Annotated in this window: 25 protein-coding genes and 1 riboswitch; of the genes, 9 read left to right on the top strand and 16 right to left on the bottom strand. The window is 57.1% G+C overall.

Going from position 1 to position 25,990, the window contains the following annotated elements; genetic code table 11:
• Positions 1–27: 27 nt before the first annotated feature.
• The gene (locus AC1RKG_RS12300; protein ID WP_020828688.1) at positions 28–453 is read right to left on the bottom strand and encodes a DUF1249 family protein; all 426 of its coding nucleotides are present in this window, start codon (positions 451–453) and stop codon (positions 28–30) included.
• A complete protein-coding gene (gene nudF / locus AC1RKG_RS12295) occupies positions 453–1,085 on the bottom strand; it encodes an ADP-ribose diphosphatase (protein ID WP_020828689.1) in 633 nt (210 codons plus the stop codon). Before nudF ends, AC1RKG_RS12300 begins: the two co-directional genes overlap by 1 nt.
• 286 nt (positions 1,086–1,371) lie before the next feature.
• Here nudF and tolC point away from each other — a divergent pair, with 286 nt between their 5' ends.
• The gene (gene tolC, locus AC1RKG_RS12290) at positions 1,372–2,874 is read left to right on the top strand and encodes an outer membrane channel protein TolC (RefSeq protein ID WP_493183139.1); all 1,503 of its coding nucleotides are present in this window, start codon (positions 1,372–1,374) and stop codon (positions 2,872–2,874) included.
• Positions 2,875–3,021: 147 nt separating this feature from the next.
• On the opposite strand, the gene AC1RKG_RS12285 is transcribed toward tolC, so the two are convergent.
• Positions 3,022–4,083: a mannonate dehydratase gene (locus tag AC1RKG_RS12285; protein ID WP_493183225.1), complete on the bottom strand. Its 1,062-nt coding sequence runs from the start codon at positions 4,081–4,083 to the stop codon at positions 3,022–3,024.
• 234 nt (positions 4,084–4,317) lie between these two features.
• Between AC1RKG_RS12285 and dhaR the strand changes: the two genes are divergently transcribed.
• Positions 4,318–6,264, top strand: coding sequence for a dihydroxyacetone kinase operon transcriptional regulator DhaR (gene dhaR / locus AC1RKG_RS12280; RefSeq protein ID WP_020828692.1), 1,947 nt, complete (start codon positions 4,318–4,320; stop codon positions 6,262–6,264).
• An 8-nt stretch (positions 6,265–6,272) separates the two neighbouring features.
• On the opposite strand, the gene dhaM is transcribed toward dhaR, so the two are convergent.
• From dhaM to AC1RKG_RS12260, 4 genes are read right to left on the bottom strand one after another with little or no spacing between them, the layout of a single operon-like run.
• A complete protein-coding gene (gene dhaM, locus AC1RKG_RS12275) occupies positions 6,273–7,706 on the bottom strand; it encodes a dihydroxyacetone kinase phosphoryl donor subunit DhaM (protein WP_493183137.1) in 1,434 nt (477 codons plus the stop codon).
• Between the two features lie 11 nt (positions 7,707–7,717).
• Positions 7,718–8,350, bottom strand: coding sequence for a dihydroxyacetone kinase subunit DhaL (gene dhaL / locus AC1RKG_RS12270; protein ID WP_020828694.1), 633 nt, complete (start codon positions 8,348–8,350; stop codon positions 7,718–7,720).
• 9 nt (positions 8,351–8,359) lie between these two features.
• A complete protein-coding gene (dhaK, locus tag AC1RKG_RS12265) occupies positions 8,360–9,430 on the bottom strand; it encodes a dihydroxyacetone kinase subunit DhaK (RefSeq protein WP_041415710.1) in 1,071 nt (356 codons plus the stop codon).
• 52 nt (positions 9,431–9,482) lie between these two features.
• On the bottom strand, positions 9,483–10,589 hold the full coding sequence (locus AC1RKG_RS12260; RefSeq protein WP_046372598.1) for a glycerol dehydrogenase: 1,107 nt from the start codon (positions 10,587–10,589) through the stop codon (positions 9,483–9,485).
• Positions 10,590–10,941: 352 nt separating this feature from the next.
• Between AC1RKG_RS12260 and AC1RKG_RS12255 the strand changes: the two genes are divergently transcribed.
• The 4 genes from AC1RKG_RS12255 (at position 10,942) to AC1RKG_RS12240 (ending at position 14,236) form a co-directional block, all read left to right on the top strand.
• Positions 10,942–11,610: a DUF1190 family protein gene (locus AC1RKG_RS12255; protein WP_020828697.1), complete on the top strand. Its 669-nt coding sequence runs from the start codon at positions 10,942–10,944 to the stop codon at positions 11,608–11,610.
• Positions 11,611–11,613: 3 nt separating this feature from the next.
• On the top strand, positions 11,614–12,774 hold the full coding sequence (locus AC1RKG_RS12250; protein ID WP_020828698.1) for a glutathionylspermidine synthase family protein: 1,161 nt from the start codon (positions 11,614–11,616) through the stop codon (positions 12,772–12,774).
• Between the two features lie 123 nt (positions 12,775–12,897).
• Positions 12,898–13,461, top strand: a complete 564-nt coding sequence (locus tag AC1RKG_RS12245; RefSeq protein ID WP_493183135.1) for a glucose-6-phosphate isomerase family protein — start codon at positions 12,898–12,900, stop codon at positions 13,459–13,461.
• On the top strand, positions 13,454–14,236 hold the full coding sequence (locus AC1RKG_RS12240) for a glucose-6-phosphate isomerase family protein (RefSeq protein WP_122080262.1): 783 nt from the start codon (positions 13,454–13,456) through the stop codon (positions 14,234–14,236). Before AC1RKG_RS12245 ends, AC1RKG_RS12240 begins: the two co-directional genes overlap by 8 nt.
• 94 nt (positions 14,237–14,330) lie before the next feature.
• On the opposite strand, the gene AC1RKG_RS12235 is transcribed toward AC1RKG_RS12240, so the two are convergent.
• From AC1RKG_RS12235 to AC1RKG_RS12215, 5 genes are read right to left on the bottom strand one after another with little or no spacing between them, the layout of a single operon-like run.
• Positions 14,331–15,152, bottom strand: a complete 822-nt coding sequence (locus AC1RKG_RS12235; RefSeq protein ID WP_020828701.1) for a PTS system mannose/fructose/sorbose family transporter subunit IID — start codon at positions 15,150–15,152, stop codon at positions 14,331–14,333.
• The gene (locus AC1RKG_RS12230) at positions 15,152–15,952 is read right to left on the bottom strand and encodes a PTS mannose/fructose/sorbose/N-acetylgalactosamine transporter subunit IIC (RefSeq protein ID WP_020828702.1); all 801 of its coding nucleotides are present in this window, start codon (positions 15,950–15,952) and stop codon (positions 15,152–15,154) included. The genes AC1RKG_RS12235 and AC1RKG_RS12230 overlap by 1 nt, the downstream gene beginning before the upstream one ends.
• Positions 15,953–15,974: 22 nt before the next feature.
• A complete protein-coding gene (locus AC1RKG_RS12225; RefSeq protein WP_493183133.1) occupies positions 15,975–16,469 on the bottom strand; it encodes a PTS sugar transporter subunit IIB in 495 nt (164 codons plus the stop codon).
• Between the two features lie 9 nt (positions 16,470–16,478).
• Entirely contained in the window at positions 16,479–16,907 is a 429-nt protein-coding gene (locus AC1RKG_RS12220) for a PTS sugar transporter subunit IIA (RefSeq protein ID WP_129941651.1), read from the bottom strand.
• Positions 16,908–16,912: 5 nt separating this feature from the next.
• Positions 16,913–18,682 carry a class I mannose-6-phosphate isomerase gene (locus AC1RKG_RS12215; protein ID WP_493183131.1) on the bottom strand — a complete coding sequence of 590 codons (1,770 nt, stop codon included), beginning with the start codon at positions 18,680–18,682 and terminating at the stop codon, positions 16,913–16,915.
• A 214-nt stretch (positions 18,683–18,896) separates the two neighbouring features.
• Here AC1RKG_RS12215 and AC1RKG_RS12210 point away from each other — a divergent pair, with 214 nt between their 5' ends.
• Positions 18,897–19,922, top strand: a complete 1,026-nt coding sequence (locus tag AC1RKG_RS12210; RefSeq protein ID WP_044553550.1) for a LacI family DNA-binding transcriptional regulator — start codon at positions 18,897–18,899, stop codon at positions 19,920–19,922.
• 16 nt (positions 19,923–19,938) lie between these two features.
• Here the strand turns inward: AC1RKG_RS12210 and ygiD are convergent, their stop codons facing one another.
• Positions 19,939–20,721 (bottom strand): 4,5-DOPA-extradiol-dioxygenase, encoded by a 783-nt coding sequence (gene ygiD, locus AC1RKG_RS12205; RefSeq protein ID WP_493183129.1) that lies wholly within the window; start codon positions 20,719–20,721, stop codon positions 19,939–19,941.
• Positions 20,722–20,927: 206 nt separating this feature from the next.
• On the opposite strand from ygiD, the gene zupT reads away from it, so the two are divergent.
• The gene (gene zupT, locus AC1RKG_RS12200) at positions 20,928–21,695 is read left to right on the top strand and encodes a zinc transporter ZupT (RefSeq protein ID WP_020828708.1); all 768 of its coding nucleotides are present in this window, start codon (positions 20,928–20,930) and stop codon (positions 21,693–21,695) included.
• A gap of 66 nt (positions 21,696–21,761) precedes the next feature.
• Here zupT and ribB read toward each other — a convergent pair whose 3' ends face one another.
• A complete protein-coding gene (gene ribB, locus AC1RKG_RS12195) occupies positions 21,762–22,415 on the bottom strand; it encodes a 3,4-dihydroxy-2-butanone-4-phosphate synthase (protein WP_020828709.1) in 654 nt (217 codons plus the stop codon).
• Positions 22,416–22,525: 110 nt separating this feature from the next.
• A riboswitch (FMN riboswitch) is annotated at positions 22,526–22,687 on the bottom strand.
• A gap of 145 nt (positions 22,688–22,832) precedes the next feature.
• Between ribB and ubiK the strand changes: the two genes are divergently transcribed.
• Entirely contained in the window at positions 22,833–23,111 is a 279-nt protein-coding gene (gene ubiK / locus AC1RKG_RS12190) for a ubiquinone biosynthesis accessory factor UbiK (protein ID WP_006328184.1), read from the top strand.
• Positions 23,112–23,139: 28 nt separating this feature from the next.
• Here the strand turns inward: ubiK and yjeH are convergent, their stop codons facing one another.
• A complete protein-coding gene (gene yjeH / locus AC1RKG_RS12185; protein ID WP_174574842.1) occupies positions 23,140–24,393 on the bottom strand; it encodes an L-methionine/branched-chain amino acid transporter in 1,254 nt (417 codons plus the stop codon).
• A gap of 111 nt (positions 24,394–24,504) precedes the next feature.
• A complete protein-coding gene (hldE, locus tag AC1RKG_RS12180; RefSeq protein ID WP_020828712.1) occupies positions 24,505–25,935 on the bottom strand; it encodes a bifunctional D-glycero-beta-D-manno-heptose-7-phosphate kinase/D-glycero-beta-D-manno-heptose 1-phosphate adenylyltransferase HldE in 1,431 nt (476 codons plus the stop codon).
• Between the last annotated feature and the right edge of the window lie 55 nt (positions 25,936–25,990).

Below are 25,990 nucleotides of genomic sequence, written 5' to 3'. Positions count from 1 at the left end.
ATGGTGTCCTTTGTTATCTCAGTCTGTCTAACAAACCGGAACCGCCATCGCTCCATGCGCCAAACAGTAGCGCAACCAATCAGCAAGAAACTGGTTAATTTGATGCTTTTCGTCGCGTTGATGCAACTTTTTGTTGGGATAATCATAACGCGCTTTAAAGCGATAGATCTGCTGACTTGAACACACTTCCGCAACCATCGCGTCATGATACAGGCGCACCGTCATGGCAGGCAGGCTCCAGTAGCTGACCGCCGGGACAGTCTGCTCAATCTGCACCAGCGAGGTATAGCGTGTGGATTCAACAATAGTCAGACGATAACTGGCGCCACTCACCTGATAAGTCACCGTTTCGCCCACTTCATCGTTGCGCGGCAACAAGCGGCGCAATTGCGCGAAGTTGGTTTCGCACAATCTCATCATTTCGGGGAAATCAGGGGTATAGCGCTGTTTCATTAGTTGGCCCACTCTTTTCTCAACGATTCATGGTGCAACGCCAGCCACTGCAATGCAATCACTGATGCCGCGTTATCAATCGCGCCCTCTTCAACCCAGCGGTAAGCCTGTTCGCGGCTGACCACATGGACACGGATATCTTCATGCTCTTCTTCCAGTCCATGGATACCTTCCGCCGTGGTGGCGTCCACCTCGCCGACCATGATCGACAAGCGCTCGCTGGTGCCGCCTGGGCTCGCCAGATAACTCAGCACCGGCTTGCAGCGCCCGACCGTCACGCCGGCTTCTTCCTGCGCTTCGCGGCGGCACACGTCTTCAACGCTTTCGCCGGTTTCGATCATACCCGCCACCATTTCCAGTAGCCAGGGCGAGCTACTGGTATCGACCGCAGCGATGCGCAGTTGTTCAATCAGCACCACTTCGTCACGCACCGGGTCATAAGGCAGCAGCACCGCCGCGTGCCCACGCTCGAAAATTTCGCGCTTAATCTCCGGGCTCATATCGCCGTTGAATAAACGGTGACGAAAGCGATATAAATTGAGTGAAAAAAAACCACGGTAAAGTGTCTCACGTGCAATAATTTCTACATCATTTTTATCGAGAGTAACGGGCGATGGCTGCGAGTGGCTCATAAGCGAATTCTCCTGCGTGAGTATGCCGATAAAATAAACAGTTTTGATGACAGAAACGGCGGGATAATCTTCCGCGGCTTTATGATAGATTGTGAGCCATGATATCAGGTGTGACGTACGCAGCCAGTTGAACTAAGGTAAACAGGCGGCCTGAAAGGTAAAAGTTACGCAAGATGGCACATTCCGCCACCTTATGCGTACAACAGACTCTGTTAGAATCGGCAACTATTTCGTCTATCGTCAGCGCTAACTACATAGCAATATTGCTGCACAACAAGGAATGCAAATGAAGAAACTGCTCCCCCTTCTTATCGGACTGAGCCTGGGCGGCTTCAGTGCAATGAGCCAGGCAGAGAACCTGCTGCAGGTCTACAAACAGGCCAGGGAAAGTAACCCGGATCTGCGCAAAACCGCCGCTGACCGTGACGCCGCATTCGAAAAAATCAATGAAGCGCGCAGCCCCTTACTGCCACAGCTGGGGTTAAGTGCGGGTTATACCCACACCAATGGCTACCGTGACAGTCGCGATCAAAACAGTGATGCCACCAGTGGTTCACTGGCGTTGACCCAGACCATCTTCGACATGTCGAAATGGCGCGCGCTGACGCTGCAGGAAAAAACTGCCGGCATCTCCGACGTGACGTTCCAGACTTCGTCGCAACAGCTGATCCTTGATACCGCCACCGCCTATTTCAACGTGCTGAGCGCCATCGATTCACTGTCCTATACCCAAGCGCAGAAACAGGCGGTATATCGCACCCTGGATCAAACCACTCAGCGCTTTAACGTTGGTCTGGTAGCGATCACCGACGTGCAGAACGCCCGTTCCAACTACGATACGGTGCTGGCGGCGGAAGTCACTGCCCGTAACACGCTGGATAACGCGTTGGAAAAACTGCGCCAGGTCACCGGCACCTTCTACCCGGAACTGGCTTCGCTGAATACCGACCGTTTCAGCACCCAGCGCCCGGAAGCAGTGAATAATCTGCTGAAAGAGGCCGAAAGCCGCAACCTGAGCCTGTTATCCGCCCGTCTGAGCCAGGATCTGGCCCGCGAGCAGATCCGCTCTGCGCAAACCGGCTATATGCCAACGATTGACTTCAATGCGTCCACGGCAGTCAGTAACACCAAAAACAACGGCTCGCGTAATTCAACGCCAGACGCCGATATTGGTCAGAACAAAGTGGGCCTGAGCTTTAATATGCCGCTTTACAGCGGTGGCCAGACCAACTCGCAGGTGCAACAAGCACAGTACAACTTCGTCGGCGCCAGTGAGCAACTGGAAAGTGCACACCGTAACGTGGTGCAGACTGTTCGTTCCTCATTCAATAACGTGAACGCCTCGATCAGTAGCATCAACGCTTACAAACAGGCAGTGGTGTCGGCTCAGAGTTCACTGGATGCAATGGAAGCAGGTTATCAGGTCGGTACCCGCACCATCGTCGACGTGCTGGATGCCACCACCACGCTGTATAACGCCAAGCAACAGCTCTCCAGCGCGCGTTATACCTATCTGATCAACCAGTTGAACATCAAGTTCGCACTCGGTACCTTGAACGAGAACGACCTGATGCTGTTGAACGGTGCATTGGGCAAACCAATCTCTACCTCGCAAGACGTGGTAGCGCCACCGACCACGGCGCAAGACGCTTATGCCGACGGTTATCAGGATAATGCGCCTGCACAGCAAAGCGCAGCGCCGGCACCGGTTGCCGCTACCCGGACCTCTGCGCCGGTGAACACAACCACTCCGCCTGTACGCAACAGCGGTAATCCATTCCGCAACTGATTCGCGCACAGCATTGAAAACGGGGTATGGCATCTGCCAGCCCCGTTTTTTTTGTCTCGGCTTATAGATTTGGATCCTCAGCCCCAATAGCAGGAATTCACTTCTGGGCGTTTGGGCAGAAGAACTGGCTGAAAATCGAGAAACGGCTCAAATAACCTGCATAAGTGCTTTCATGTATCCCATCGCATAGGCCATACCCGAGTGCCATGGCGCCTCACAGCTCATCTGCGGCGAATGATCGGGGATCAATACACCGTTAAATTTGCACTCTTTTAGCACTCGCAACACCTTCGGCATGTCTATATCACCTTCATCGATAAAGGTTTCATGGTAGTACGGCACTTTGCCTTTCACATTGCGAAAGTGGATATAAGCAATGGCATCCTGCTGTACGTACTGCTCCACCGCCTGGTAAACATCCCCCTCTGACATTTCGGCGATAGTGCCAAGGCAGAATTCCAGCGCATTCGCATGGCTGGGTTGCAAATCCAGCAATTTTTGATACAAATGCGGTTGATTGACCAATCGTGGCTGACCGCGTACAAACTCGAGCGGTGGATCATCCGGATGCGCTGCCAGCCTGACGCCAGCCTCTTCCGCCACCGGGACAATCTGCGCCAGGAACCACTCAAGACGCTGCCAAAGCTGCTCTTTCGTCGTCACCTCTCTCAACCCTGTAGCGTTTTCATCCACCACCATATTCCACGCCATGCTGGCCGGTAGCGGGCTTTCTGTTTGCTCATTGGCTCCGTTTAGCCCAACGGTTTTTGCTCCGCCACGCGCTTTATTTTCCTCTATTCGACCGGCGACCCCGGCCAGGCTGAAGTTATAGCCAAAAACGGGAATACCGGCGGCACCCACATTGCGAATAATTTGTTTAACCGTTTCTATCTGCTGAGTTTTTTTGGGGCCATCAAACAGAATGTCGTCCCAATGACAGGGATCGAAGTTTTCGATGGCAAAAAATGTCAGGCCGAATTTCTCCATCCGGGCACGAATATCGAGCAGATCTTCCGTGCTCCAGATCTCCGCCTGTGCCGTTCCCCACCCTTGAGTATCGCCCACGGGCTGATTCGAACGAGAAAAACGATCGTTTCGATGAAAGTAATCCACCATGTGCACCACGACATGCGTCGCACCGCACTGGCGAGCAAAGGCAAAGTGCTCATCATCCAGCATATGCTTGTACAGACCGAAACCCAGTTTCATCACCTTATCTCCTGAAGAAAAAAATTTTATTTATCACCGATTACGGATTCGTACCCTGCCCCTCAGGCAGAAGCTATCAACCTGTATGACAGGTTATGAGAAATAAAAATAACAGAAAAGCGGCAAATCACTGCGATGTGATCTTCATCGTCAATATGGCAACGGCAAACCGTCGAAAAGAAGAGGGGGTGATATCATCACGGCTATCGCTTTATCTCGTTTGGATGGGATCCGATGGAGAACACTTCACGCTGGCAACGCCTGATCGAAGGCGAACTGCCGCCGGCCCAGCGCCCTGCTCCGGCAATTTATGCTTCCTGGCTACGTTGTCGCAGCCTGATGCAGCCTGCGGTGTGGAAAGCCCCCCACTGCGCGCTGGGCGCAACTTTTACGTCAATCTGCCAGCGTAAGAACGATCTGCTGACGCTCGGCCAGGCAGCGTTGGAGGACGCCTGCGAATACATGGAACAGCGCCGCTGCCTGTTAGCTATCCTCGACGAAAGCGGCTGCATGCTGTGGCTGTGCGGCGATGTCCTGACTCGCGAACGTCTGCAGCTGTTGGGGTTTACCCCCGGCGCCTATTGGGCGGAAGGTGATATCGGCACCAATGCACCGTCGCTGGCGGCGTCGGAGGGGCATCCGATACAGGTACGCGGCAGCGAGCACGTGCGTCAGGCGCTGCACGACTGGTCATTCTGCGCCACCCCGGTCTATGACAACAGCGGCCGTCAACGCGGGTCAATTGCGCTGGGCTGTCTGCTGGCCGACTGCGCCGCCGGCGATCTGTCCCTGACGCTGGCACTGGCACGCGAAATCGGCAATTCGCTGAATGCCGATGGCCTCCTTGCCGAGTCCAACCGTCACCTAAACCAGCTTTACGGCCTGCTCGACGGCGTGGATGACGGCGTTATGGCCTGGGACCACCGCGGCTACCTGCAGTACATCAACCAGCGTGCCGCCACCCTGTTGAAACTGGATGAGCAGCAAAGCCAGGGCAAACCGCTGACACAGCTGCTGACGCTGCCCGCGTTGCTCAACCGAGCTATCGCCCAGCGTCAGGCGCTGCAGCACGTTGAAGTCACCTTTGAGAGCCAGCGGCAGTTTATCGCAACGCTATTGACCCTGAAGCCGATCTTCGACGGCGAGCGCTGCAGCTTTATCGCCCTGCTGCACCCGCTGGAAAGGCTGCGCCAGTATGTCAGCAGCCAATTGGGGCGCGTCAGCCACAGCTTTGAACAGATGCCGTCCGCCTCGCTGGAGATGCGTCGCTTGATCCGCTATGGCCAACAGGCGGCGAAGGGGCAGCATCCCATTTTGCTGTGTGGCGAAGAAGGCGTCGGCAAGGAACAACTCAGCCAGGCGATCCACAATGCCAGCGATCGCGCCGCCGGGCCCTATATCGCCCTCAACTGTCAGCTATTGCCGGAGGCCCAGGGGCTGCGCGAGCTGCTGGGCAGCGACGCCAACGAAGAGGAAGCGGGCCAGCTCAGCAAGTTTGAACTGGCTAACGGCGGGACGCTGTACCTGGAGCAGATTGAGTATTTGCCGATGGAAATGCAGTCGGCACTGTTACAGGTGCTGAAAACCGGCGTGGTAATGCGGCTCAACTCTAACCGAGTGATCCCCGTCGACGTGCGGGTGATCGCCAGCAGCGCCGCCGATCTGCCATTGCTGGTGCAGCAAAATCGCTTTCGCCGTCAGCTGTTTTACAGCCTGCAGGCGTTCGAGATCCAGATCCCGGCGTTACGCCAGCGCCTAAGCGATATTCCACTGTTGGTGAAGCATCATCTGCGTACGCTGGAACAGCATTTCCAGTGCCGCTTCCGGGTAGACGACGAGGTGATGACCCAACTTGGGCTCTATCTGTGGCCCGGCAACGATCTGGAGCTGAAAGGCGTGGTGGAGCGCACGGCGATGATGTGCCACGGCCACCACCTGCAACTGGCCGATCTGCCCGAGCACCTGCTCGGTCAACAACCCTTACTGGAAAGCGATCCGCAGCCGGGTATGCCGCTGTTAACATTGGCGGAAATGGAGCGCCAGGCGATCATTCGCGCGGCCAACGTCAGCCGCGGGCAGTTGAATGAAATGGCGCAGTTGCTGGGGATTGGCCGCACTACGCTGTGGCGGAAAATCAAACAGTATCAAATTGATATCCGCCAGTTTAAGCTGCGCGCCTGAAGCGGCCGTCAGTGGCTGAGCTGCAATACCCCGCGTGCCGCATCCAGCATCGCTTTTTGGCCGTTGCGGGTTTTGCTCATGCAGTCGTGCATGCCAATCACCATCGGGATCCCCATCGCCTTAGCGAGGATCGCGCTGTGCGACAGCGCATTGCCACCGCTCAGGCAGATGCCCAGCACCTGCCGGCGATCTAACATCACCACGTCTGACGGCATCAGTTCGTCCATCACCAGAATCGACGGTGTGGTCAGCGTGATTAACGGCAACGGCTGCTGCTGCAAATGGCTCAAGGTGCGGCGCAGCATGTCGCGCACATCCAGCTCACGCGCCCGCATATATTCGTCGTCCAGCGCGCGATACTCCTCGGCTATCGCTTCCATCTCCTGCTGCCAAGCCTGCTCGGCGCTGCATTGCTGACGGGCAATGCGGGTATAGGCCGCCTGTTGCAGGTCCGGATCGTCCAGCAACATGCTGTGCGCGCCGAAAATCGCCGCCTGCGGCTTGCCAATCAACGAGCCGGTGCGCTCCGCCAGGCGGTTCAAATCGCTTAGCGTATGTTGCAGCGCTTCACGCAGACGCTGCTGTTCGTTGAGTACGTCATCGGCGCCAATCTGGCGTTCGGTGATCGCCGGGCAGAAGCTGTACGCCTGCCAAACCGGGCCGCTGGTGACGCTTTCCGCCACCGGGATACCGTGCAGCGAAGGTAAACTTTGCTCAGAGACGGTTTCGCCAAAGTGCTGCTCCGCCAATGCGCTAAAGGCCGCCAGCGCCTGGTCGGCCTGCGCACCGTCGGCAATCAGCCGGATGGTGTCGCCATGACGCACCTGCAACAATGCCAGTTGGTTAAGGCTGCGAGGATTGGCGCACTGCCCCTGCTTTTCCAGCACCAGTTCGGCATCGAACGGCGCCAGCGCTTCCGCCAGCCGGGCCGCCGGGCGGGCGTGCAGCCCATGTGGGTTCTGCACCGTCCAACTGACGCTTTTCCCCTGCGTCAGCGGTAATTCAACCTTTTTGACCACGGGCGCAGTACCCTCGCCCAGTTGCGCCTGCTTGGCCTGCAGCGCGCCTTGCGCCTCGGCCAGCACCTGCTCCAGCCCCGCGCCGGCATTTGCGGCAACCACGGCGGCCAGCGTCCCTTCAACCAACGGCGCCGAACACAGCCTGACTTTGGCGGCCAGCGCAGGATCCAGCAGATCGATGGCGGTTTCGGCGCTCAACAGCGCGCTGCCCAGGTCCATCAGCACCACAATGCCCGCGCCCTCAGCCACCGACTCTATCGCCTCCATCACCTTGATCGCATCGGTGCCTATCGGATGCTCCGCATCATCGACACCCGCTGCCAGCGCCAGTTTGCAGCCGTCGCCACGCATCATCTGCAATGCCAGTTCCTCAACGCCGCGAGCCAACTGCGCACTGTGTGAAACAACAACGATATTGATCATCTCGCCTCCTGCTATTGGCCGGCGACCTCTGCCAGCGTTTTCATCATCAGCATCACCGAAGTCGCGCCCGGGTCCTGATGACCGATGCTGCGCTCACCCAGATAGCTGGCTCGCCCTTTGCGCGCCTGCATGGTGATAGTGCTTTCGACCGCCTGCTCTGCCCGCTCACTGGCGCGCTGCAGGGCTTCCGCGACGCCAAGCTGCTGCTCAACCGACTGACCAAGGCTGTCCACCACCGCCCACCAGGCATCGCACATGGTTTTATCACCCGGTTCCGCCTTGCCGCGCATCACTACGCCGTCAACGCCTTCCTGCATCAGTTGATGCAGCTCCGCCAGATCCAGGCTCTGCTTGGCATTCGCCGCCTGCGCCGCACGGATGAAGAAGGTGCCAAACAGCGGACCGCTGGCGCCGCCCACGCTGGACAGCAGCGTCATGCCGGTGTTTTTCAGGATAAAACCAATGTCTTTGTCCGCCACCGAAGGCAGTTTCTCCACCACCTTGTTGAAGCCGCGGTTCATATTAAGCCCGTGGTCGGCGTCGCCGATCTCGGTATCCAGCCGGGTCAAGAAATCGCGCTGCTGAGTAAACACTTCGCCGCAACGCATCAGCCAATCGACCACTTGTTGTTTGGTTAACGCCATAATTCCTCCTCAGCAACCCCAACGCAGCGCAGGCGTTTTCACCGGCGCATCCCACAGGGACAACAACTCGTCATCCACCTTCAGCAGCGTGATTGAAACCCCTTGCATGTCCAGCGACGTGCAGTAAGAACCGATCAGGCTGCGTTCGACGATCAAGCCAGCTTCTGCGCAACGTTCCGCCAGACGGTGATAGACGCCATACAGCTCGGACAAAGGTGTCGCACCCAGGTTATTCACCAATGCAATCACGCGATCGCCGCGCGTCAGCGGCTGCTTGGTTTGCGCTTCATCACGCCATTCCCCCTGCTGACGATCCCAAACGCGGAGGGTGCGCTGGTAATGGCCATGGTCTATCAGGGTATGAAACATGTCGTCCACCGCCGCATTGAGGGTGGTAAACGGACGCCGTGCAATGCCCGGCTCGCCGTGAATGCCGACGCCAAACTCCATCTCATTTTCCGCCAACACGAACGAGGGCTTGCCGGCGGCCGGTACGGTACAGGCCCCCAACGCAATACCGATCGAATGCCCGTGATTGTTGATGCTGTGGCCCAGCGTCACCAGGCTATCCAGATCGTCGCCGCGCGCCGCTGCCGCACCGAGCAATTTTTCCATCAGCACGGTATTGGCCACCCCGCGACGTCCGGCGGTGAACAGGCTGTCTTTGACCGCCACGTCATCGTCCACCAGCACCGTCGCCACCTGGACGCCGCTGTCATGCAGCAGCTCGGTGGCGGTTTCAAAGTTCAGCACGTCGCCGGTATAGTTTTTTATTAGCAACAACACCCCGGCACCACCGTCGATCGCCTGGCCGCACTCGTACATTTTGTCCGGCGTTGGCGAGGTGAAAATTTCGCCCGGGCAGGCACCGTCGAGCATGCCTTCGCCGACAAAGCCGCAGTGCATCGGCTCATGGCCGCTGCCGCCGCCGGACAGGATCGCCACTTTGCCCGCGACCGGCGCGTCGGCGCGAGTGACGAACACCGGCTCCTGATGCACCAACAGCTCCGGGTGCGCCTCTGCCAGCCCCAGCAGTTGCTCTTCCAGTACCGATTCCACCTTATTAATCAGTTTCTTCACGGTTATTTCCTCGTTTGGCCCACGGGACGCAGCCTGCTGCGCCCCTGCGGCATCAGCTTGAGTGTCGTTGCAGCCAGGCATTGCCCAGCCGATCTGCCGTCAGAATAGCCGCCTGAACGCTGGCCGGCGTGACCTTGAACGGCATATTGTGGATAGTTTCGCCGGCAGCGCAGCTGGCTTCGGCAACCGCCATGATTTTCTCTGCCGCATCGCCGCTAACCCCCATTTGCGCCAGCGTGATCGGCAAACCGAGCTGCTGACAGAAATCCAGCACCGTTTCGATCTGCTCCATGCTGCTGTTTTGCAGCACCAGCTGCGACAGCGTGCCAAAAGCCACTTTCTCGCCGTGGTACAGATGATGGCACTCTTCGAGCACGGTAAAGCCGTTGTGGATGGCATGCGCTCCCGCCAATCCGCTGCTTTCAAAGCCGATGCCGCTCAGGTAGGTATTGGCCTCGATAATGCGTTCGACCGCCTCCGTCACCACTCCGGCCTCGACCGCCAGCTTGGCTTTGACGCCCTCCGCCAACAGCGTCTCATAACACAAGCGCGCCAGGCTGAGGGCTGCCAGCGTCGATTTGCCGCCCGCCATACTGGTGGCCTGCGCATCGAAACACGCCTGCGCCTCAAAATAAGTCGACAGCGCATCGCCCATACCCGCCACCAGCAGCCGCACCGGGGCCTTGGCGATAATTGCACTGTCCATCACCACCATGTCGGGATTGCGTGGGTAAATCAGGTATTCGGCAAATTCGCCCTGTTCGGTATAAATCACTGATAACGCGCTGGTCGGCGCATCGGTAGAGGCGATGGTCGGGATCAGCACCACCGGCAGATGCTGGTAATACGCAATCGCTTTGGCGGTATCCAGCGTTTTGCCACCGCCGATACCAATCACTCCGCGACAACCGTGAGCCTTGAGCTCCCGGCCGAGCCGGTCGATTTCCTTATGGCAGCATTCGCCGTTGAACACGCAGGCATGGTGCTTCACCCCGTGCTGTTGCAAGCTGCCCATCAGGGTATCGCCCGCCAGCTTCATCACGAAGTCGTCGGCAATCACGAAATAATGGTCGGCAAGGTTTTTGGCGTATTCGCCCACGGCGGCCAATGCGTTGGCGCCCTGAATGTACTTGCCTGGAGACTGGATGATTCTCAACATAACCGGATCCTTGTAGGGAAATTGGCGATGGTAACGTTCAGATATCAGGTGATGCTGCGTCGGTCTTGTGCCGCCGCGTTGTTATGGACTGACTATAGGGCTTGCTGCTTGCTTTGCGATCTCGGGATTTTTTGTTTCATTATGGAACATTACTTTCCCCTTCACGTTCCATAATGAAACCCTGACGCCGCTTTTTTAGTCAGTAAAGCGAGCTGGCGCACAGCCCAACGTATAACTGCGTAAAGAGTGGATTCTGTGGGCGTTTCAGCTTTAATTTTGACCATCTTTCCCCTATTCTTACGGCCACTACTGGGAAAGGGCGAAAACAGCCCGACTGATGGGATTACTAACGATGAAACGGACAAAAAACATCAACCAAGAGACGTTCCGCAAATCCTGGCGCAACTACCGTGTTGCCCCTGTGGCTTTGGCGATCAGCGCAGTCTTTATGCTGGCCGGCTGCGAGAAGAGCGATGAAACTGTCTCCATGTATCAGAATGCCGACGACTGTTCGCGCAACAACCCTTCCATGAGCGAGCAGTGCACCACCGCTTATAACAACGCCCTGAAAGAAGCCGAGAAAACGGCGCCGAAATACGCAACCCGCGAAGACTGCGTCGCCGAGTTCGGCGAAGCTCAATGTACTCAGGCACCTGCTCCGGCCCAGGCCGGCATGGCCGCAGAGTCGCAGAGCAGCGGCAGCTTCTGGATGCCGCTGATGGCCGGTTACATGATGGGCCGCATGATGGGCGGCTCCGGTTTTGCTCAGCAACCGCTGTTCACCTCCAAAAATGCAGCCAGCCCGGCAAACGGCAAGTTTGTTGACGCCAGTGGCAAGAGCTACGGCCCAGCCACAGCCGGCGGCCGCACCATGACGGTGCCGAAAACCGCGATGGCGCCAAAACCGGCAGTGACCAATACCGTCACCCGCGGTGGCTTCGGTGAATCCGTGGCCAAGCAAACCAGCATGCAGCGCAGCAGCGCAACGTCCAATTCCGGCTCACGCAGCATGGGCGGTTAATGCATGAAACGCGTTGCGATTACCGAGCGTCCGGACTGGCGCGAAAAAGCCACCGAATTTGGCTTCCGCTTCCACACCATGTACGGCGAACCCTATTGGTGTGAGGATGCCTATTACCAATTCACGCTGGCGCAGATTGAAGAAATTGAAAACGCCACCGCTGAATTGCACCAGATGTGCTTGCAGGTGGTAGAAAAAGTGGTCAGCAGCGATGCGCTGATGACCAAGTTCCGCATCCCGAAACACACCTGGGAATTCGTGCGCAGTTCATGGCGCACCAACCAGCCTTCGCTGTATTCGCGTCTCGATCTGGCCTACGACGGCGTTAACCCGCCCAAGCTGCTGGAGAACAACGCCGATACGCCAACTTCGCTGTATGAAGCAGCCTTTTTCCAATGGCTGTGGCTGGAAGATCAGATCAATGCAGGCAACCTTAGCCCGGAATCCGATCAGTACAACAGCCTGCAGGAAAAGCTGATCGAGCGTTTCGCCGATCTGAAAGCGCACCACGGTTTTGGCCTGCTGCATATGGCCTGTTGCCAGGACAGCGAAGAAGATCGCGGGACAGTGCAGTATCTGCAAGATTGCGCGCTGGAAGCCGGCGTGCCGACCGAATTCCTGTTTATGGAAGAGATTGGCCTGGGTGAAAAAGGCCAGTTTACCGACCTGCAGAACCAGGTCATAGGTAACCTGTTCAAGCTTTATCCGTGGGAGTTCATGCTGCGCGAGATGTTTTCCACCAAGCTGGAAGACGCCGGCGTACGCTGGCTGGAGCCGGCATGGAAAAGCATCATTTCCAACAAGGCACTGCTGCCGATGCTGTGGGAAATGTTCCCGGATCATCCAAATCTGCTGGCGGCCTACTTTGCAGAAGACGAGCACCCGCAGCTTGACCACTACGTCACCAAGCCGCTGTTCTCACGCGAAGGCGCCAATATCCAGATCGTGCAGAACGGCCAGCAGGTCGCGAGCGTCGATGGCCCTTACGGCGAAGAAGGCATGATCGTGCAGCAGTTCCACCCGCTGCCCCAGTTCGAAGGCAGCTATACGCTGATCGGCAGTTGGCTGGTGGACGATCAACCCTGCGGGATCGGCCTGCGCGAAGATCGTGAACTGATCACCCAGGATCTGTCGCGTTTCTATCCGCATATCATTCTCGGCTAACGGCTCAGTTCTTGGGTAAAAAGCGCGATCTTATCGCGCTTTTTTTATGCATTTCGCCTGGTGATTAATCGATTAACCTTCTATACTCGAAGCGTCTGTTCTCCTCGGGCGGAGCAACCAGATATGAAACTGACGTCCATGATCCCACCGCAGGTCAACCTGGCGAACGGATGCTTTACCGCACCTGATGTTCAACGCAAATCCACGACGCTGGGCAGCCTGTCGGGGATCTTTGCCGATCCCGCAGCCTGGCAAAGCTTACCGGCGGAGCTTGCCGTCTATCAGGTTGAAATGTTGCCTTCCGTGCAGCAGGAAGGCGAGCTGTTTGTCGGCACCACTCATCTGCAACCTGGCCGGGTGGGCGACGAATTCTTTATGACCCGTGGGCATTTTCACCAGCGGCCAGAACAGGCCGAGTTCTATTTTGGCCTACGGGGCCAAGGTTTGCTGTTGCTGCAACACCAGGACGGCGCTTGTACGCTGGAACAGGTTTCCCCCGGTAGCGTTCATCATATCCCCTCCTTTACTGCCCACCGTTTGATCAATATCGGCAATGACGTGCTTTCTGCGCTGGCGGTGTGGCCAACGGTCGCCGGCCACAACTACGATGCGTTGCAGCCTCAGGGTTTCAAGCTGCGGGTCTTTGCCGATGGCGATGGCTGGAAGGCGGAGGCGCAATATGAGTGACTCAATGCTGCGATTTGGGCTTGATGTCCGTATTAGCGACAGCCCGATGGGATTTGGCTATGGCAATGACGTGATTGGCCCCTTGCCGGAGATACGCACGCTGGAGCAAATCCGCCGTTCCCTGCGCGATCCTGACTGCCAGGGACCAGAGCAGGTTTATGCCATCGCGATGGACGTCGCGAAACAGCAACATTTGGCCGAATTGAAGAAACGCATGCTGTTGTTCGGCATTGTCACCTATGCCCAAGGGCAATTGGGCCAGGAGCCGATACGCAGCCAGGGACACGTACACCGTATCAGCGCGCACAGCGGTTGGTCACCACCAGAGCTGTATGAAATCTGGCAGGGAAAGGCGATCATTTACATGCAGGAACAGGTGGAATATGAACCGGGCCGCTGCTTCGCCGTCCACGCCGGACCCGGCGAGAAAGTGCTGGTGCCGCCGGGTTGGGCCCACGCCACGATTTCTGCCGATCCTCACCAGCCGCTGACCTTCGCGGCCTGGTGCGATCGTGAATATGGCTTTGAATACGATGCCGTGCGTGAATACAAAGGACTGGCGTGGTACCCGCTATTGCAGGGCGACAATATAATCTGGCAACAGAACCCGCGTTATCAATCCGGCCGGCTGCACGCCATCGGCCCACGCCAATACCATGAATTCGGTCTGAGTGATGCCCCGCTCTACTCGCAGTTTGAAACCGATCCGGCGCGCTTCCAGTTCATTTCCAAACCGGGCAGCGTAGCGGAAAAATGGCAACGGTTTGAGCCCTAAAGACTACTGTCTAATTCAATAATAGGAAATTTCTACCCTATGAGTTTCAAGCTGCAGCCTAGGCGCCTGGCTGCAGCTTGAAAGGCGACGGGTATCAGGAGAACAAGCCGCAGGCCACCCCTGCCGCTGCCAGGGCCAACAGCCCCAACATCGCTTTCACCGGTGACAATCCCCGCTTGGCCATCAGATACCAGGTCATCAGCACCACGATCAGCGGCATCAGGTTAGGGAAAATGCCGTCCAGCATTTGCTGCAGGTGAATATTCACCCCGTCTTTGGTGATGAACTCCAGGCCGGTGCCCAGTTTGACGTAGCTCGCGGCTACGCCGCCCATAACGAACACTCCCAGCAGGGAAAGCGCTTCTCGCAGGCGTGAGGACTTGCTGCTGACCAGCATTTCCACCGAGCCGGAGCCCATATGGTAGCCCTTCATAAACAGCCAGTAAGACCCGGGAATGACGATCAGGCTGAACGCCATAATGTAGAATAACGGGCCAATCACGCTGCCGCCAGCAGCCAGCGCCATACCGATGCTCAACAAAATGGGCAGCAACATGCCCGGCACCATGGAGTCGCCGATACCGGCCACCGGCCCCATCAGGCCGACCTTGAGCGTATTGATGGTTTCACCGTCGATCGGCTCGCCGTTGGCACGTTTTTCTTCCAGCCCTATCACCATGCCGTTAACAATCGCGCCCAGCTGCGGCTCGGTGTTATAGAACGAAGTATGGCGGCGAATGGCCTCAATGCGCTGTTGTTTTTCCGGATACAGTTTTTTCAGCGCCGGCATCATGCTCAGGCAGAAACCGTAAGATTCCAGACGTTCAAAGCTCATCGACGACAGGTTGTACATCATCCAACTGCGCCAGCAACGACGCAGGTCCTGCTTATTCAATTTTGGTGTTGGCGTATCCATCAGAATTCATCCTCATCGTCAGCCTGAGGCGCGGCCTGTGCGGCAGCCGCCTGCGGCTCTGGCTTATAGTTGTAGTGAATCAATGCCAGCAGCGCGCCGACAATCACCAGCGCCACCATATTCAGCTTGAGGAAAACAATGCAGATGAACCCCACCAGGAAGTAAATCAGCATGCTGTAGCTTTTAATAATCTGCTTAAGAAGAATGGCGATACCGACCGCAGGCAGAATGCCGCCGACCACGTTCATGGTAGTCAGCACCAACGTCGGCAAGCTGTCCATAAAGGCGTTGATATAGCGCGCCCCGAAAAAGACGGCGATAAACGTCGGTACAAAGCGCAGCAGGAAGTTGGTGACCTGCGGCCAGATGGCGCTGTTAAGGTAAATGCCCTGTTCGTCCCCGCGCTCCACCGCCAGATCCGCGCGGTGGTTCCAGTAGGAATTGAGTACCATCATGGCATTGAACAGCACGGTGCCCATGATGCCGATAGTCGCTGCCAGGGCGACGGCCACCTCGGGCCCCTTACCGGAAAGAATGCCCAGCGCAATCGCCGGGAATGCTACAAAATTGAGGTCGGCCGGCATCGATCCGCCCGGTGTAACCATGGCGATATAAACCGCCTGTACCGCCACACCAATGATGATGCCGGTCTGTACATCGCCGAGGATAGCCCCCACCAGCATGCCGGAGACCAGCGGACGGCTGAGAATATACCAGCCTCCGGTCAGTCCCAGCAGCCAGGGGCTGCTCAGCGCGCCGAGATAGCAAAGTATCCCGATAAGCGTCGCTTCAAACCACATAGTTCACTCCCGCCGTTCAGGCTTATTTGAGTTTCTTTTTTGCATCCAGCCAGTTGAAATGGCTGGCATCCGGGACTAAACGGAATTCGATGGCATGGCCATGTTCGCTCAGGAAATCAAAGGCTTCCGATTCTGTTACCGTCACGGATTGATTCGGGCCGATAGTCACCGTGTCTTTGCGGGCAGACATCGGACCGACGTTGATTTTCTTGTTGCGATTGCTGAGGTCGATTCCTGCTTCCATCAGCCGTCGCAGCGTGACCGGCGATTTGCCAATCACGAAGTACTGCTTGTCGCTGGCGATCACCTTCGGCAATTTTTCTATCGCCTGCTGTACGGTGAACAGCCATACCTTGGTGTCCTGCACTGCCCCTTTCATCACCGATGACAACAGCGGATCTGCCGCGACCTCATCATCAATCGCCACGATGCCGTCGCAGGGCAGCTCTTTCGCCCAGCGGGTCACCAGTTGACCGTGAATGACCCGGTCGTCGATACGTACGAATGAAATAGCCATACTCTCTCCTCAGAAATCGTCCATTTGCGCCGTCACCGCAGGACGGGCAAGCGCAATCGCCTCACCGCCCTGCGCCACCAGCTCCTGTGCCGCCAGTTGAACATCCTTTCCTTCCAGCAATTCGGCACTCATCAGCAACATCGGGAAATTCACGCCGGTCACTACCGCCATCGGCACTGGCGCATTGGGATCAAAGGCGTGACGACAGGCCACGTTGTACGGCGTACCGCACAGCATGTCGCACAGTATCAACACTCCGTCAGCCCCTGCGCTCACCCGACGCAGTTCGTCGGCAAAGTCCCGCTTAAAAGCCTCGATGCCGGCGCCTTCACTCAGACCGACATGACTGGTCCCCGGCAACTCGCCGTAAACCATGCGCGCGCTGCTCAGTAACGCCTCGGCCAGCGGCCCATGAGAAGTCACAATCACTCTCAACATAATGTTTATCCCCTTACCCAGGCTTTGATGGTGCCCAGGGTTTTACCCAGGCTGCGGCCATGTGGGCTGATGCGATACGCCCCGACCGCAGCCGGGACGATGAAGGTTTCCGCGTAATGCACCACAAAGGGAGCAAAATGGCCCTCAGGGCTTTCAACCACTGCCTCTTCTCCTTCCACCAGGTTCAGCACGTTCACTCGCCCTTCGGTATGGTGTAATACCGGTTCACTGAACCAGTGACGGCGGGTTTCGATAAATTCGCGCTCGTGCAGGCCGGTTCGCTCTTCCTGCCAGCCTTGCCCTTCAGCAACCGGTTCAACGTGGTTGACCAGGTTCTCCGTTGCCCAGTCGGTGTCGCATTGCCAGTTGATCACCTGCTCACCGTGCTGCAAATGCACCGGACGCGGCAGGCCATCTAATCCCACACGGCCCCAGTCCCACAGTTTGAAGGTGAAAATGTACGGCGTAGCGCTGATCTCCAGCACCATGGTTCCCGCACCTGAACAGTGCACCGTCCCAGCCGGGATCAGGAAGTGATCGTGTTTACGCGCCGGGAAGCGGTTCACAAAACGGCAATCGTCGAACGCCTTTTCGCCCCTTTGGGCGGCCGCCAGATCGGCCATCATCGCCTGCGGATCGGTACCGTTTTTCATCCCCAGATACACTTCGGCGCCTTGCTCTGCCGCCAGAATGTAATAGCTTTCATCCTGGGTGTAATGCATGCCGAAATGCTGTTGGATGTATTCCGTCAGCGGGTGCACCTGGAAGCTGAGGTTTTGCCCGCCGACGGTATCCAGCAGGTCAAAACGGATCGGGAATTCGGCGCCGAAACGGGCGTGTACGCGCTCGCCCAGCAGGGGCCTCGGGTATAACAGCACCAAATCCTGTGAGGGGATCTCGACCCGAACGTCACCAAAACGCATTAGCAGGCTGTTTTCCTCGGGCACGCAGTCAAAACACCACGCGTAGTTGGCTGCCGTCGGGTCGAGATCGAACTGTTGTTTCATCCATTGACCGCCCCAAATACCGGGGTCAAAAAAGGGCACGACGCGGAATGGACGTTGGGTGACCTGCTGCAATCCAGCGTGGAATGCCTCGCCACTCACGGCCTTGGGCTTACCTGCCTGGTTGGTGTCCAACACCAGGTCAGCACGCTGCAACAACGGGGTTTTATGGCGATCGAACACCCGCCATTCCACAAAAAAGGCCCGCTTGTAACGACGCAACACGTCTTCGTCCACATTGGTGACGCCCCAGTTGCCCAGTTCACCACGGCGAAAACGCTGCTGGATTTCCCAGCGAGCCATGTCGGCATACACCAGCACATCGCCCTCGGCGATCAACGCCGCGCCCGGTCCATAAATCACTACCAGGCCACTTTCGACGCTCGCAATTTGATCGCGTAGCTGCTGCACGCGCTCATCATCAAAAAATTCAGGTAGTTGATGGCATGACAGCACGCCAAAAACGCGGTCATCGGTTAAGTTGCGTTCAATCATCGCGTGAATATGCGATTCATCATATTTGGCCAATTCGGCGTTGATACTGCTGGCGGGCTTCAGCGGATGGATAAGATTCTCGCTCAGTTCTGCCAAATTCACCCCAGGGTAGCAATCCACCACCAACAGGGTTTTGCGTAACCCGAGGGCGGCAACCTTGCGGCTGACTGCCTCGACCACCGCCGGCCAACCTTGCCAGGCGGCATGATCAAAGCCCTGAACCGCCACTTCCGGGTGTTTGTCATAGCTTGTTGCGTTGCGCTGTTGCTCTGTCATATCCTTCTGCCTATGCACTGAATAGATAGAAAAAGATTAATCGATTAACCCCATAACAAACAGGCTGATTAACGAGATTAACCTCATATAACGGATAATAACCTGCTAAAAAGCTTATAAATCGCGATCGTCGTCACACTCTATTTAACGAAATCATACAGAAAAGGTTAATCGATATACCTTGGTGTAAAAGCCAGCATCGACAGGAGATGAAATGAGCACCATAACCTTGGCGGATGTCGCCGCATACGCAAAAGTCTCCACCGCTACGGTTTCGATGGTATTGCGTAACCGTGGCCGCATATCGGATGAAACACGCAAGCGTGTGCTGAGCGCCATCGATCATCTGGGCTACGTTTACAATCAGACCGCGGCAAACCTGCGCAATCGCAGCAGCAATCAGGTCGGCCTGCTGCTACATGACATCACCAATCCTTTTTACGCCGAGATGACCGCCGGGCTGAGCCAGGAAATGGAACGCCATCAACTGATGCTGTTTCTGGCCAACAGCGAAGAATCGGCCGACAGGCAACAAAAATTTGTCGACTCGCTGCTGCAAAACAGCGCCAGCGGCATGGTGCTGTGTGCCGCCCGACAAACGCCGAGCCTGTTTTTTGAAACGCTGAAACGCCGCAAGATCCCGGCCATCATGGTGGTCAGGCCGGTGGCTGATGCGCACTTTGACTTTGTCGGCACAGATAACTTCCTTGGCACACAGTTGGCAACCCAGCATCTGTTGGATCTTGGCCATCGCAATATCGCTTTCATCGGAGGATCCATCAACTCCACCACCCGCGCGCAGCGGTTGGGGGGTTACACCAGCAAGCTGCTGGAACGGGGGATTGTGGTCAAGGGCGAATGGATCGTCGACAGCGAGGCCAGCCAAAGCTCCGGCGCCAAGGCTGCAGAGCAGTTGTTGATGGCCCATCCGGAAATCACGGCGGCGTTATGCTATCAGGACATTGTCGCGTTGGGCGTGATGCAGACATTGCGCAAACTCGAACGCCAGATTGGCCGTGATTTCGCGCTGATAGGGTTTGATGATATTACCGAAGCGTCGCTGGTGCAGCCGGGTTTGACCACCGTATCGGTGGCCTCCCGCGAGATCGGCCGCAAGGCGGGGGAACTGCTGTATAGCCGCATTCAAGGCAATGATGAGCCGCCAAAACGCATCATCCTGCCGCCTTCGCTGGTGATCCGCCAATCCTGCGGCTTTGCCGATCAATCTACGCCGGCCTGAGGCCGGCGTAGAGCCTTTAGCCAACCTGCACCGACAGCATACTCAGTGCGCTCATCTCGATGCCCTCCACCGGAAGGGTTATCGCCTCTTTGCCGTCCCAACTGCCCAGTACGTATAACAGCGGCAGGTAGTGTTCCGGCGTCGGGTTAGACAGCGCTGCGCCTTCGTGCTGCATAAAATTGACCAGCGGGTGGTTATCTCCCTGATAAATCAGGTTATCACGCACAAACCGGTCAAACGAAGTGGCCCACGGATAAGGGGTGGCGTCCCCCTGCCATTTTACCATCCGCAGGTTATGCACCACGTTGCCGCTGGCGACGATCATCACCCCCTGGTCACGCAACACCGCCAGTTTACGGCCCAGTTCATAATGGTATTCCGCCGGTTTGGTGCCGTCGATGCTGAGCTGCACGATCGGAATATCCGCCTCGGGATACATTTTGATCAACACGCCCCAGGTGCCGTGGTCCAGGCCCCATTCGCTGTCGTCTGCCGTGACAGTAATCGGCGCCAACACTTGCTGGATCTGCGCCGCCAGCGCAGGGGATCCTGGCGCCGGATACCGGGTATCGAACAGCGCCTGCGGAAAACCGCCAAAGTCATGGATGGTTCTTGGTTTTTCCATCGCAGTCACCACGGTGCCACGGGTGTACCAGTGAGCAGAAACGGCAATGATGGCCTTCGGGCGCGGCAGCGTTTCACCCAGATGACGCCAGGCCTGGGTATAGCGGTTTTCTTCCAGCGCGTTCATCGGGCTACCGTGGCCGAGAAAAAGTGCAGGCATACGAGAGCTGTTCATACAAGATCCTTGGTCAGTCGCAAACATGATGGGGACTAGACTACGCCGTTTGCCACGGCGACACAGCCGGATAACCGTGATGATGATCTTCAATAAATTTGAACGGTTAAAACGATAGAAACAATCAGCCAAATCCACTCGATTTATGCCTTTACTCTGTTAGTATCAGAAAATAAACGATAATTTCAGCATAAAAGGAGACAACCATGTCCGTACCGCTGCTCCTGACCTTGCTGGCCGGCGGCGCCACCTTTGTCGGCGCCCTGTTCGGCATTATTGGCCAGAAGCCTTCCAACCGAATGCTGGCTTTTGCTCTTGGATTTGCCGCTGGGATTATGCTGCTGATATCGCTGATGGAAATGCTGCCCGCGGCGCTGCACACCGTCGGCATGTCGCCGATGATGGGTTACGGCATGTTCATGCTTGGGCTGCTGGGGTATTTCGCGCTGGACCGCATGCTGCCGCACCAGCACCCGCAGGATCTGATGCAGCAACCGCTGAAACCGCACAACCTGAAGCGCACCGCGGTGCTGTTGACGCTGGGCATCAGCCTGCACAACTTCCCGGAAGGCATCGCTACCTTCGTCACCGCCAGCGCCGACCTGGAACTGGGCATGGGCATTGCGCTGGCCGTGGCTATCCACAATATTCCTGAAGGTCTGGCGGTGGCCGGCCCGGTGTATGCCGCAACCGGCTCCAAGACCAAAGCCCTGCTGTGGTCCGGTATTTCCGGCATGGCGGAGATTCTCGGCGGCGTATTGGCGTTCCTGCTGCTTGGCCCGATGATTTCGCCGGTGGTAATGGCGTCGATTATGGCGGCGGTTGCTGGCATCATGGTGGCGCTGTCGGTTGATGAACTGATGCCGTTGGCGAAAGAAATCGATCCGCACAATAACCCGAGCTACGGCGTGCTGTGTGGGATGGCGGTGATGGGATTCAGCCTGACGCTGTTGCAAAGCGGCGGCATAGGTTAACGGTTTTCAGCCACAAAAAAAGCCGCATTACGCGGCTTTTTTCATCGTCAGAAAGTCAGTTCGTTATCAGCTGGCTTTCTTTTCGTGAGCCTGGCGGTAAGCCACCAGATCTTCGATGGTCAATACGGTCATATCATGCTGTTTGGCAAACACGATCACTTCCGGCGCATGCGCCATGCTGCCATCGTCGTTAGTCAGTTCACACAGCACACCGGCAGGTTTGAAACCGGCCATAGAGACCAGATCGATAGTCGCTTCAGTGTGACCACGACGGCTCAGCACGCCACCTGGCTGCGCGCGCAGCGGGAAAACGTGCCCAGGACGATTCAGATCGCTTGGCTTGGCGTTATCGGCCACGGCCGCACGGATAGTGGTCAGGCGATCGGAAGCGGACACGCCGGTGGTCACGCCCTGCGCCGCTTCGATAGTCACGGTGAAGGCCGTCTGGAACTGGCTGGAGTTGTTGGTCACCATCATCGGCAGTTCGAGCTGCTGACGACGTTCTTCGGTGAGACACAGACACACAATACCGCTGCCGTGGCGAATGGTCAGTGCCATCTGCTCAACGGTCATGGTTTCTGCGGCGAAGATCATATCACCTTCGTTTTCACGATTTTCATCATCGAGCACCATTACACCGCGGCCATTGCGCAATGCTTCAATAGCTCGCTCTACGCGTTCTACCGGCGTGCCGAAATCTGAAAGTAGGGTCTGATTCATGGTAAAAAACCTCATTAAAAAATTATGGATTACCAGAACCAGGGCGATCTTGAGGAGTAGCTAGCAATAGCTAAAAAAATAACGCAAGCGGGCGCAAACCCGGCAGATACCGTTACTCTCTCCCATCCGGACTATAACCGTCGGCCCCGGAATTACACCGGATCTGCTGACCTCTAACCAAGCTGCAAGAGACTGGCTGAGCGCTCGCGGGCTTTCACCGTAGAAGGTGATTTACCGCCGGTGGGGACTTGCACCCCGCCCTGAGAATAAGCTTCTCGACTATAACGCTAATGATTAATCAGGGCAATTGGCAAAAGCACAATTCGGCCAATCACAGGGAATGCGGTTATTAGTTTATCCGGCGGGCAACTCGCATTACACTAGACGACAGCTATTAAACTCTGAAAGGGATACGCCATGATTGACCCGAAAAAAATTGAACAGATCGCACGCCAGGTGCATGAATCCATGCCTAAAGGCGTACGTGAATTCGGGGAAGACGTTGAGAAGAAAATCCGTCAGGTGCTGCAGTCGCAGCTTACCCGTCTGGATTTGGTCAACCGCGAAGAGTTCGACGTTCAGACACAGGTGCTGCTGCGCACCCGTGAAAAGCTGGCGTTGCTGGAACAGCGCATGAACGAGTTGGAAAGCAAGCTGAACGCAGCACCAGCCGCACAACAGCCAGACGCAGAATAGTTACCGCTAAGGGCGCGGCATCGCGCCCTTACTGCCGTTTTAGCGCCGCCTTCGGCCTGCGCGGCAACACCAGCCAAATCAACGCGAACATCCCCAGCGCATACAGGCTTTTCCAGCCGATAATGACCATCAGCAGCAAACACAGCCCCAGCCCTACCGCCGCCATTAGCCGCGAACGTCCGTGCAAAATTCGACAGCCCGCCAGCATACACAGCAGGTAGATCAGCACAAAGATGCCATTGGCATACACCAACAGCATATCCAACGGCAGTTTCAGCGTATAAATCAGCAGGGTAAACAGCAGGCAACAGCCCACCACCGCGCTTAATGCATTGACCGGTGCCTGTCCGGCGGACAGTTTAGCCAACGCGCTGGCTGGCCGATCCTGCGCCTGCGACCACACCAGCCGGGCGAAGCTTTGGGTATAGATATTCACGCTGGCAAAGCAAGCCAGATAACCTATGACGCAGGCTACCCACAACGCATGTTGCCCAAACAGTTGCACCACGATACCCGGCAACGACGCGGCCGCCGCCTGATGTTCACTGTACGCGTGAAAGTGCAACACCGCCACGGTACAACCCCAGTACACCGCCCCGGCGACCAGCAGGCCAAACAGCAGGGCACGCGGGAAATCGCGCTCAGGGTTGCGGAACTCGGTTGCCAGATGCGCAAAGGCTTCCAAACCGACAAAGCACCAGAACATCACCGCCAACGCGTGGAACAAATTAGGGGGAGATATTTCGTCGAGTGCTGGCCAGGGGATTTGAGCAGGAGAGATGCCGCCACGCCACCAAATTGCGGCGACCAGCGCCACCACCAGCATGGCGATCAGCGTTTGAATATTGGCGCTGGAACCGGCGCTGCGCGTGCCCAGCAGCCAAATCACCATCAGCGTGGCTATTTGCACCAGCAGCAGGCCATTGGCGTTCCAGCCGAACGCGGCCTGCCAAAAACCGGCGGCTATCTGTAATGCCGCAGGCAGGCCCACCGGGATCACCGACAAAAACAGCCAGCCGGTCACTTTTGCCATACGCGGGCCAAAAGCCAGACCGACAAAATGCGCGGCACCACCGGCGCTGGGGAAATGCCGGCCCAGAGCAGCAAAAGCGATGGCAATCGGGAACACCAGCGCAATCAATACCGGCCAGGCCCAAAGGCTATCGCCCTGCGCCACCTGGGCCGCCAGCGCAGGAACGGCGAACACCCCCGTTCCCAGCAATGAAGTGGACAATAGCCCAACGCCCTGCGCCAAACTCAATTCCTGCTTCAGTCCACTCACTGCCACCGCCGTTTTATCCGCCATACTTCAAGTTGCATCCGCGTCGGCTGCTTTTACTCACCCGATTACCGCCTTGATACCACTCGAATTATTTAGGCTAAAAAGAGTCTGTTAGCCCCGCCCGTCTTTGATTGCCTTGATAATATTGGTGGTCGACAGGCCGTCTTCAAAGTTCAGCACCTTGACGTCGCCGCCGTTGGCCCAAACCTCGGCGCTGCCGGCAATATCTTCAGGTTTGTAGTCGCCGCCTTTCACCAGCAGATCCGGCAGGATATCGGCGATCAGGCGTTGCGGCGTGTCTTCTTCGAATGCCACAACCCAGTCCACCGCTTCCAACGCACCCAATACGATCATGCGGTTTTCCAGCGCGTTGACCGGACGGGTCTCGCCTTTCAGGCGCTTGGTAGAAGCGTCGCTGTTGACCGCCACAATCAGGCGGTCGCCCAGTTTGCGGGCATTCGCCAGGTAGGAAACGTGACCGGCATGCAGAATGTCGAAGATACCGTTGGTCATCACTACTTTTTCACCGCGCTGACGTGCTTGCGCCACGGCGGTTTTCAACTGGGCTTCGGTCATGACGCCAAAGCCGGTTTCGGCACGGCCACGCACCGCATTTTCCAGCTCGATCGGGGAAACGGTAGAGGTCCCCAGTTTGCCCACCACCACGCCGGCAGCGGCATTGGCCAGGAAACAGGACTCTTCCAAGGTGTTACCGGCAGCCAACGCGGCGGCCAGCACGCCAATCACGGTATCGCCGGCGCCGGTAACGTCAAACACTTCCTGCGCCTGGGTTGGCAGGTGCAGTGGCGGAACGCCCAATTGCAGCAACGTCATGCCGTGTTCGGAACGGGTCACCAGCAGCGCGGAGAGCTCAAAGTCCGCCACCAGCTTCATGCCGCGTTCGACCAGCTCGGCTTCGTCTTTGCAGTGCCCTACGACCGCTTCGAACTCAGACAGGTTTGGCGTCAGCAGCGTCGCACCGCGATAGCGCTCAAAATCGGAACCCTTTGGATCGATCAGCACCGGCACCTTGGCGGCCCGCGCCAGTTGGATCATGCTCTGTACCTGGCTCAGCGCACCTTTGGCGTAGTCAGACAGCACCAGCGCACCAATTTGCGGCAGCGCCTGCTGGATGCGTTCCAGCATGGGTTGCGAATCGACGTTGGAGAACCCTTCTTCGAAGTCGAGACGGATCAGTTGCTGGTTGCGTGACAGCACGCGCAGCTTGGTGATGGTCGGATGCGTCGGTACCGAAACGAAATCACAGCGCACGTTCACTTCGTTCAGCTTGGCGCTCAGTGCACGCGCCGCGTCATCAATACCGGTCAAGCCCACCAGGCGTGAGTTGGCACCCAGCGAAGCGATATTCATCGCCACGTTTGCTGCACCGCCGGGACGCTCTTCAATGGTTTCAACCTTGACCACCGGCACCGGCGCTTCCGGTGAAATACGGCTGGTCGGCCCATACCAATAGCGATCCAACATGACGTCACCCACCACCAATACCCCGGCGCGGCGAAAATCAGGCAGTGTAACTTTCATCCGATAACTCCAAAAAAGTACAAAATTTTAGTGGCGCAGATATTACCACAGACGT

Source organism: Serratia sp. GW822-FHT06D09 (genome assembly GCF_058799515.1).
This window is presented reverse-complemented; position numbering and strand designations above follow the sequence as displayed.

Bases quoted from the DNA above. Each gene is read 5' to 3' on its own strand.
- AC1RKG_RS12300 (WP_020828688.1), bottom strand. From the start codon at position 453: ATGAAACAGCGCTATACCCCTGATTTCCCCGAAATGATGAGATTGTGC.
- nudF (WP_020828689.1), bottom strand. From the start codon at position 1,085: ATGAGCCACTCGCAGCCATCGCCCGTTACTCTCGATAAAAATGATGTA.
- tolC (WP_493183139.1), top strand. From the start codon at position 1,372: ATGAAGAAACTGCTCCCCCTTCTTATCGGACTGAGCCTGGGCGGCTTC.
- AC1RKG_RS12285 (WP_493183225.1), bottom strand. From the start codon at position 4,083: ATGAAACTGGGTTTCGGTCTGTACAAGCATATGCTGGATGATGAGCAC.
- dhaR (WP_020828692.1), top strand. From the start codon at position 4,318: ATGGAGAACACTTCACGCTGGCAACGCCTGATCGAAGGCGAACTGCCG.
- dhaM (WP_493183137.1), bottom strand. From the start codon at position 7,706: ATGATCAATATCGTTGTTGTTTCACACAGTGCGCAGTTGGCTCGCGGC.
- dhaL (WP_020828694.1), bottom strand. From the start codon at position 8,350: ATGGCGTTAACCAAACAACAAGTGGTCGATTGGCTGATGCGTTGCGGC.
- AC1RKG_RS12260 (WP_046372598.1), bottom strand. From the start codon at position 10,589: ATGTTGAGAATCATCCAGTCTCCAGGCAAGTACATTCAGGGCGCCAAC.
- AC1RKG_RS12255 (WP_020828697.1), top strand. From the start codon at position 10,942: ATGAAACGGACAAAAAACATCAACCAAGAGACGTTCCGCAAATCCTGG.
- AC1RKG_RS12250 (WP_020828698.1), top strand. From the start codon at position 11,614: ATGAAACGCGTTGCGATTACCGAGCGTCCGGACTGGCGCGAAAAAGCC.
- AC1RKG_RS12245 (WP_493183135.1), top strand. From the start codon at position 12,898: ATGAAACTGACGTCCATGATCCCACCGCAGGTCAACCTGGCGAACGGA.
- AC1RKG_RS12240 (WP_122080262.1), top strand. From the start codon at position 13,454: ATGAGTGACTCAATGCTGCGATTTGGGCTTGATGTCCGTATTAGCGAC.
- AC1RKG_RS12235 (WP_020828701.1), bottom strand. From the start codon at position 15,152: ATGGATACGCCAACACCAAAATTGAATAAGCAGGACCTGCGTCGTTGC.
- AC1RKG_RS12230 (WP_020828702.1), bottom strand. From the start codon at position 15,952: ATGTGGTTTGAAGCGACGCTTATCGGGATACTTTGCTATCTCGGCGCG.
- AC1RKG_RS12225 (WP_493183133.1), bottom strand. From the start codon at position 16,469: ATGGCTATTTCATTCGTACGTATCGACGACCGGGTCATTCACGGTCAA.
- AC1RKG_RS12220 (WP_129941651.1), bottom strand. From the start codon at position 16,907: ATGTTGAGAGTGATTGTGACTTCTCATGGGCCGCTGGCCGAGGCGTTA.
- AC1RKG_RS12215 (WP_493183131.1), bottom strand. From the start codon at position 18,682: ATGACAGAGCAACAGCGCAACGCAACAAGCTATGACAAACACCCGGAA.
- AC1RKG_RS12210 (WP_044553550.1), top strand. From the start codon at position 18,897: ATGAGCACCATAACCTTGGCGGATGTCGCCGCATACGCAAAAGTCTCC.
- ygiD (WP_493183129.1), bottom strand. From the start codon at position 20,721: ATGAACAGCTCTCGTATGCCTGCACTTTTTCTCGGCCACGGTAGCCCG.
- zupT (WP_020828708.1), top strand. From the start codon at position 20,928: ATGTCCGTACCGCTGCTCCTGACCTTGCTGGCCGGCGGCGCCACCTTT.
- ribB (WP_020828709.1), bottom strand. From the start codon at position 22,415: ATGAATCAGACCCTACTTTCAGATTTCGGCACGCCGGTAGAACGCGTA.
- ubiK (WP_006328184.1), top strand. From the start codon at position 22,833: ATGATTGACCCGAAAAAAATTGAACAGATCGCACGCCAGGTGCATGAA.
- hldE (WP_020828712.1), bottom strand. From the start codon at position 25,935: ATGAAAGTTACACTGCCTGATTTTCGCCGCGCCGGGGTATTGGTGGTG.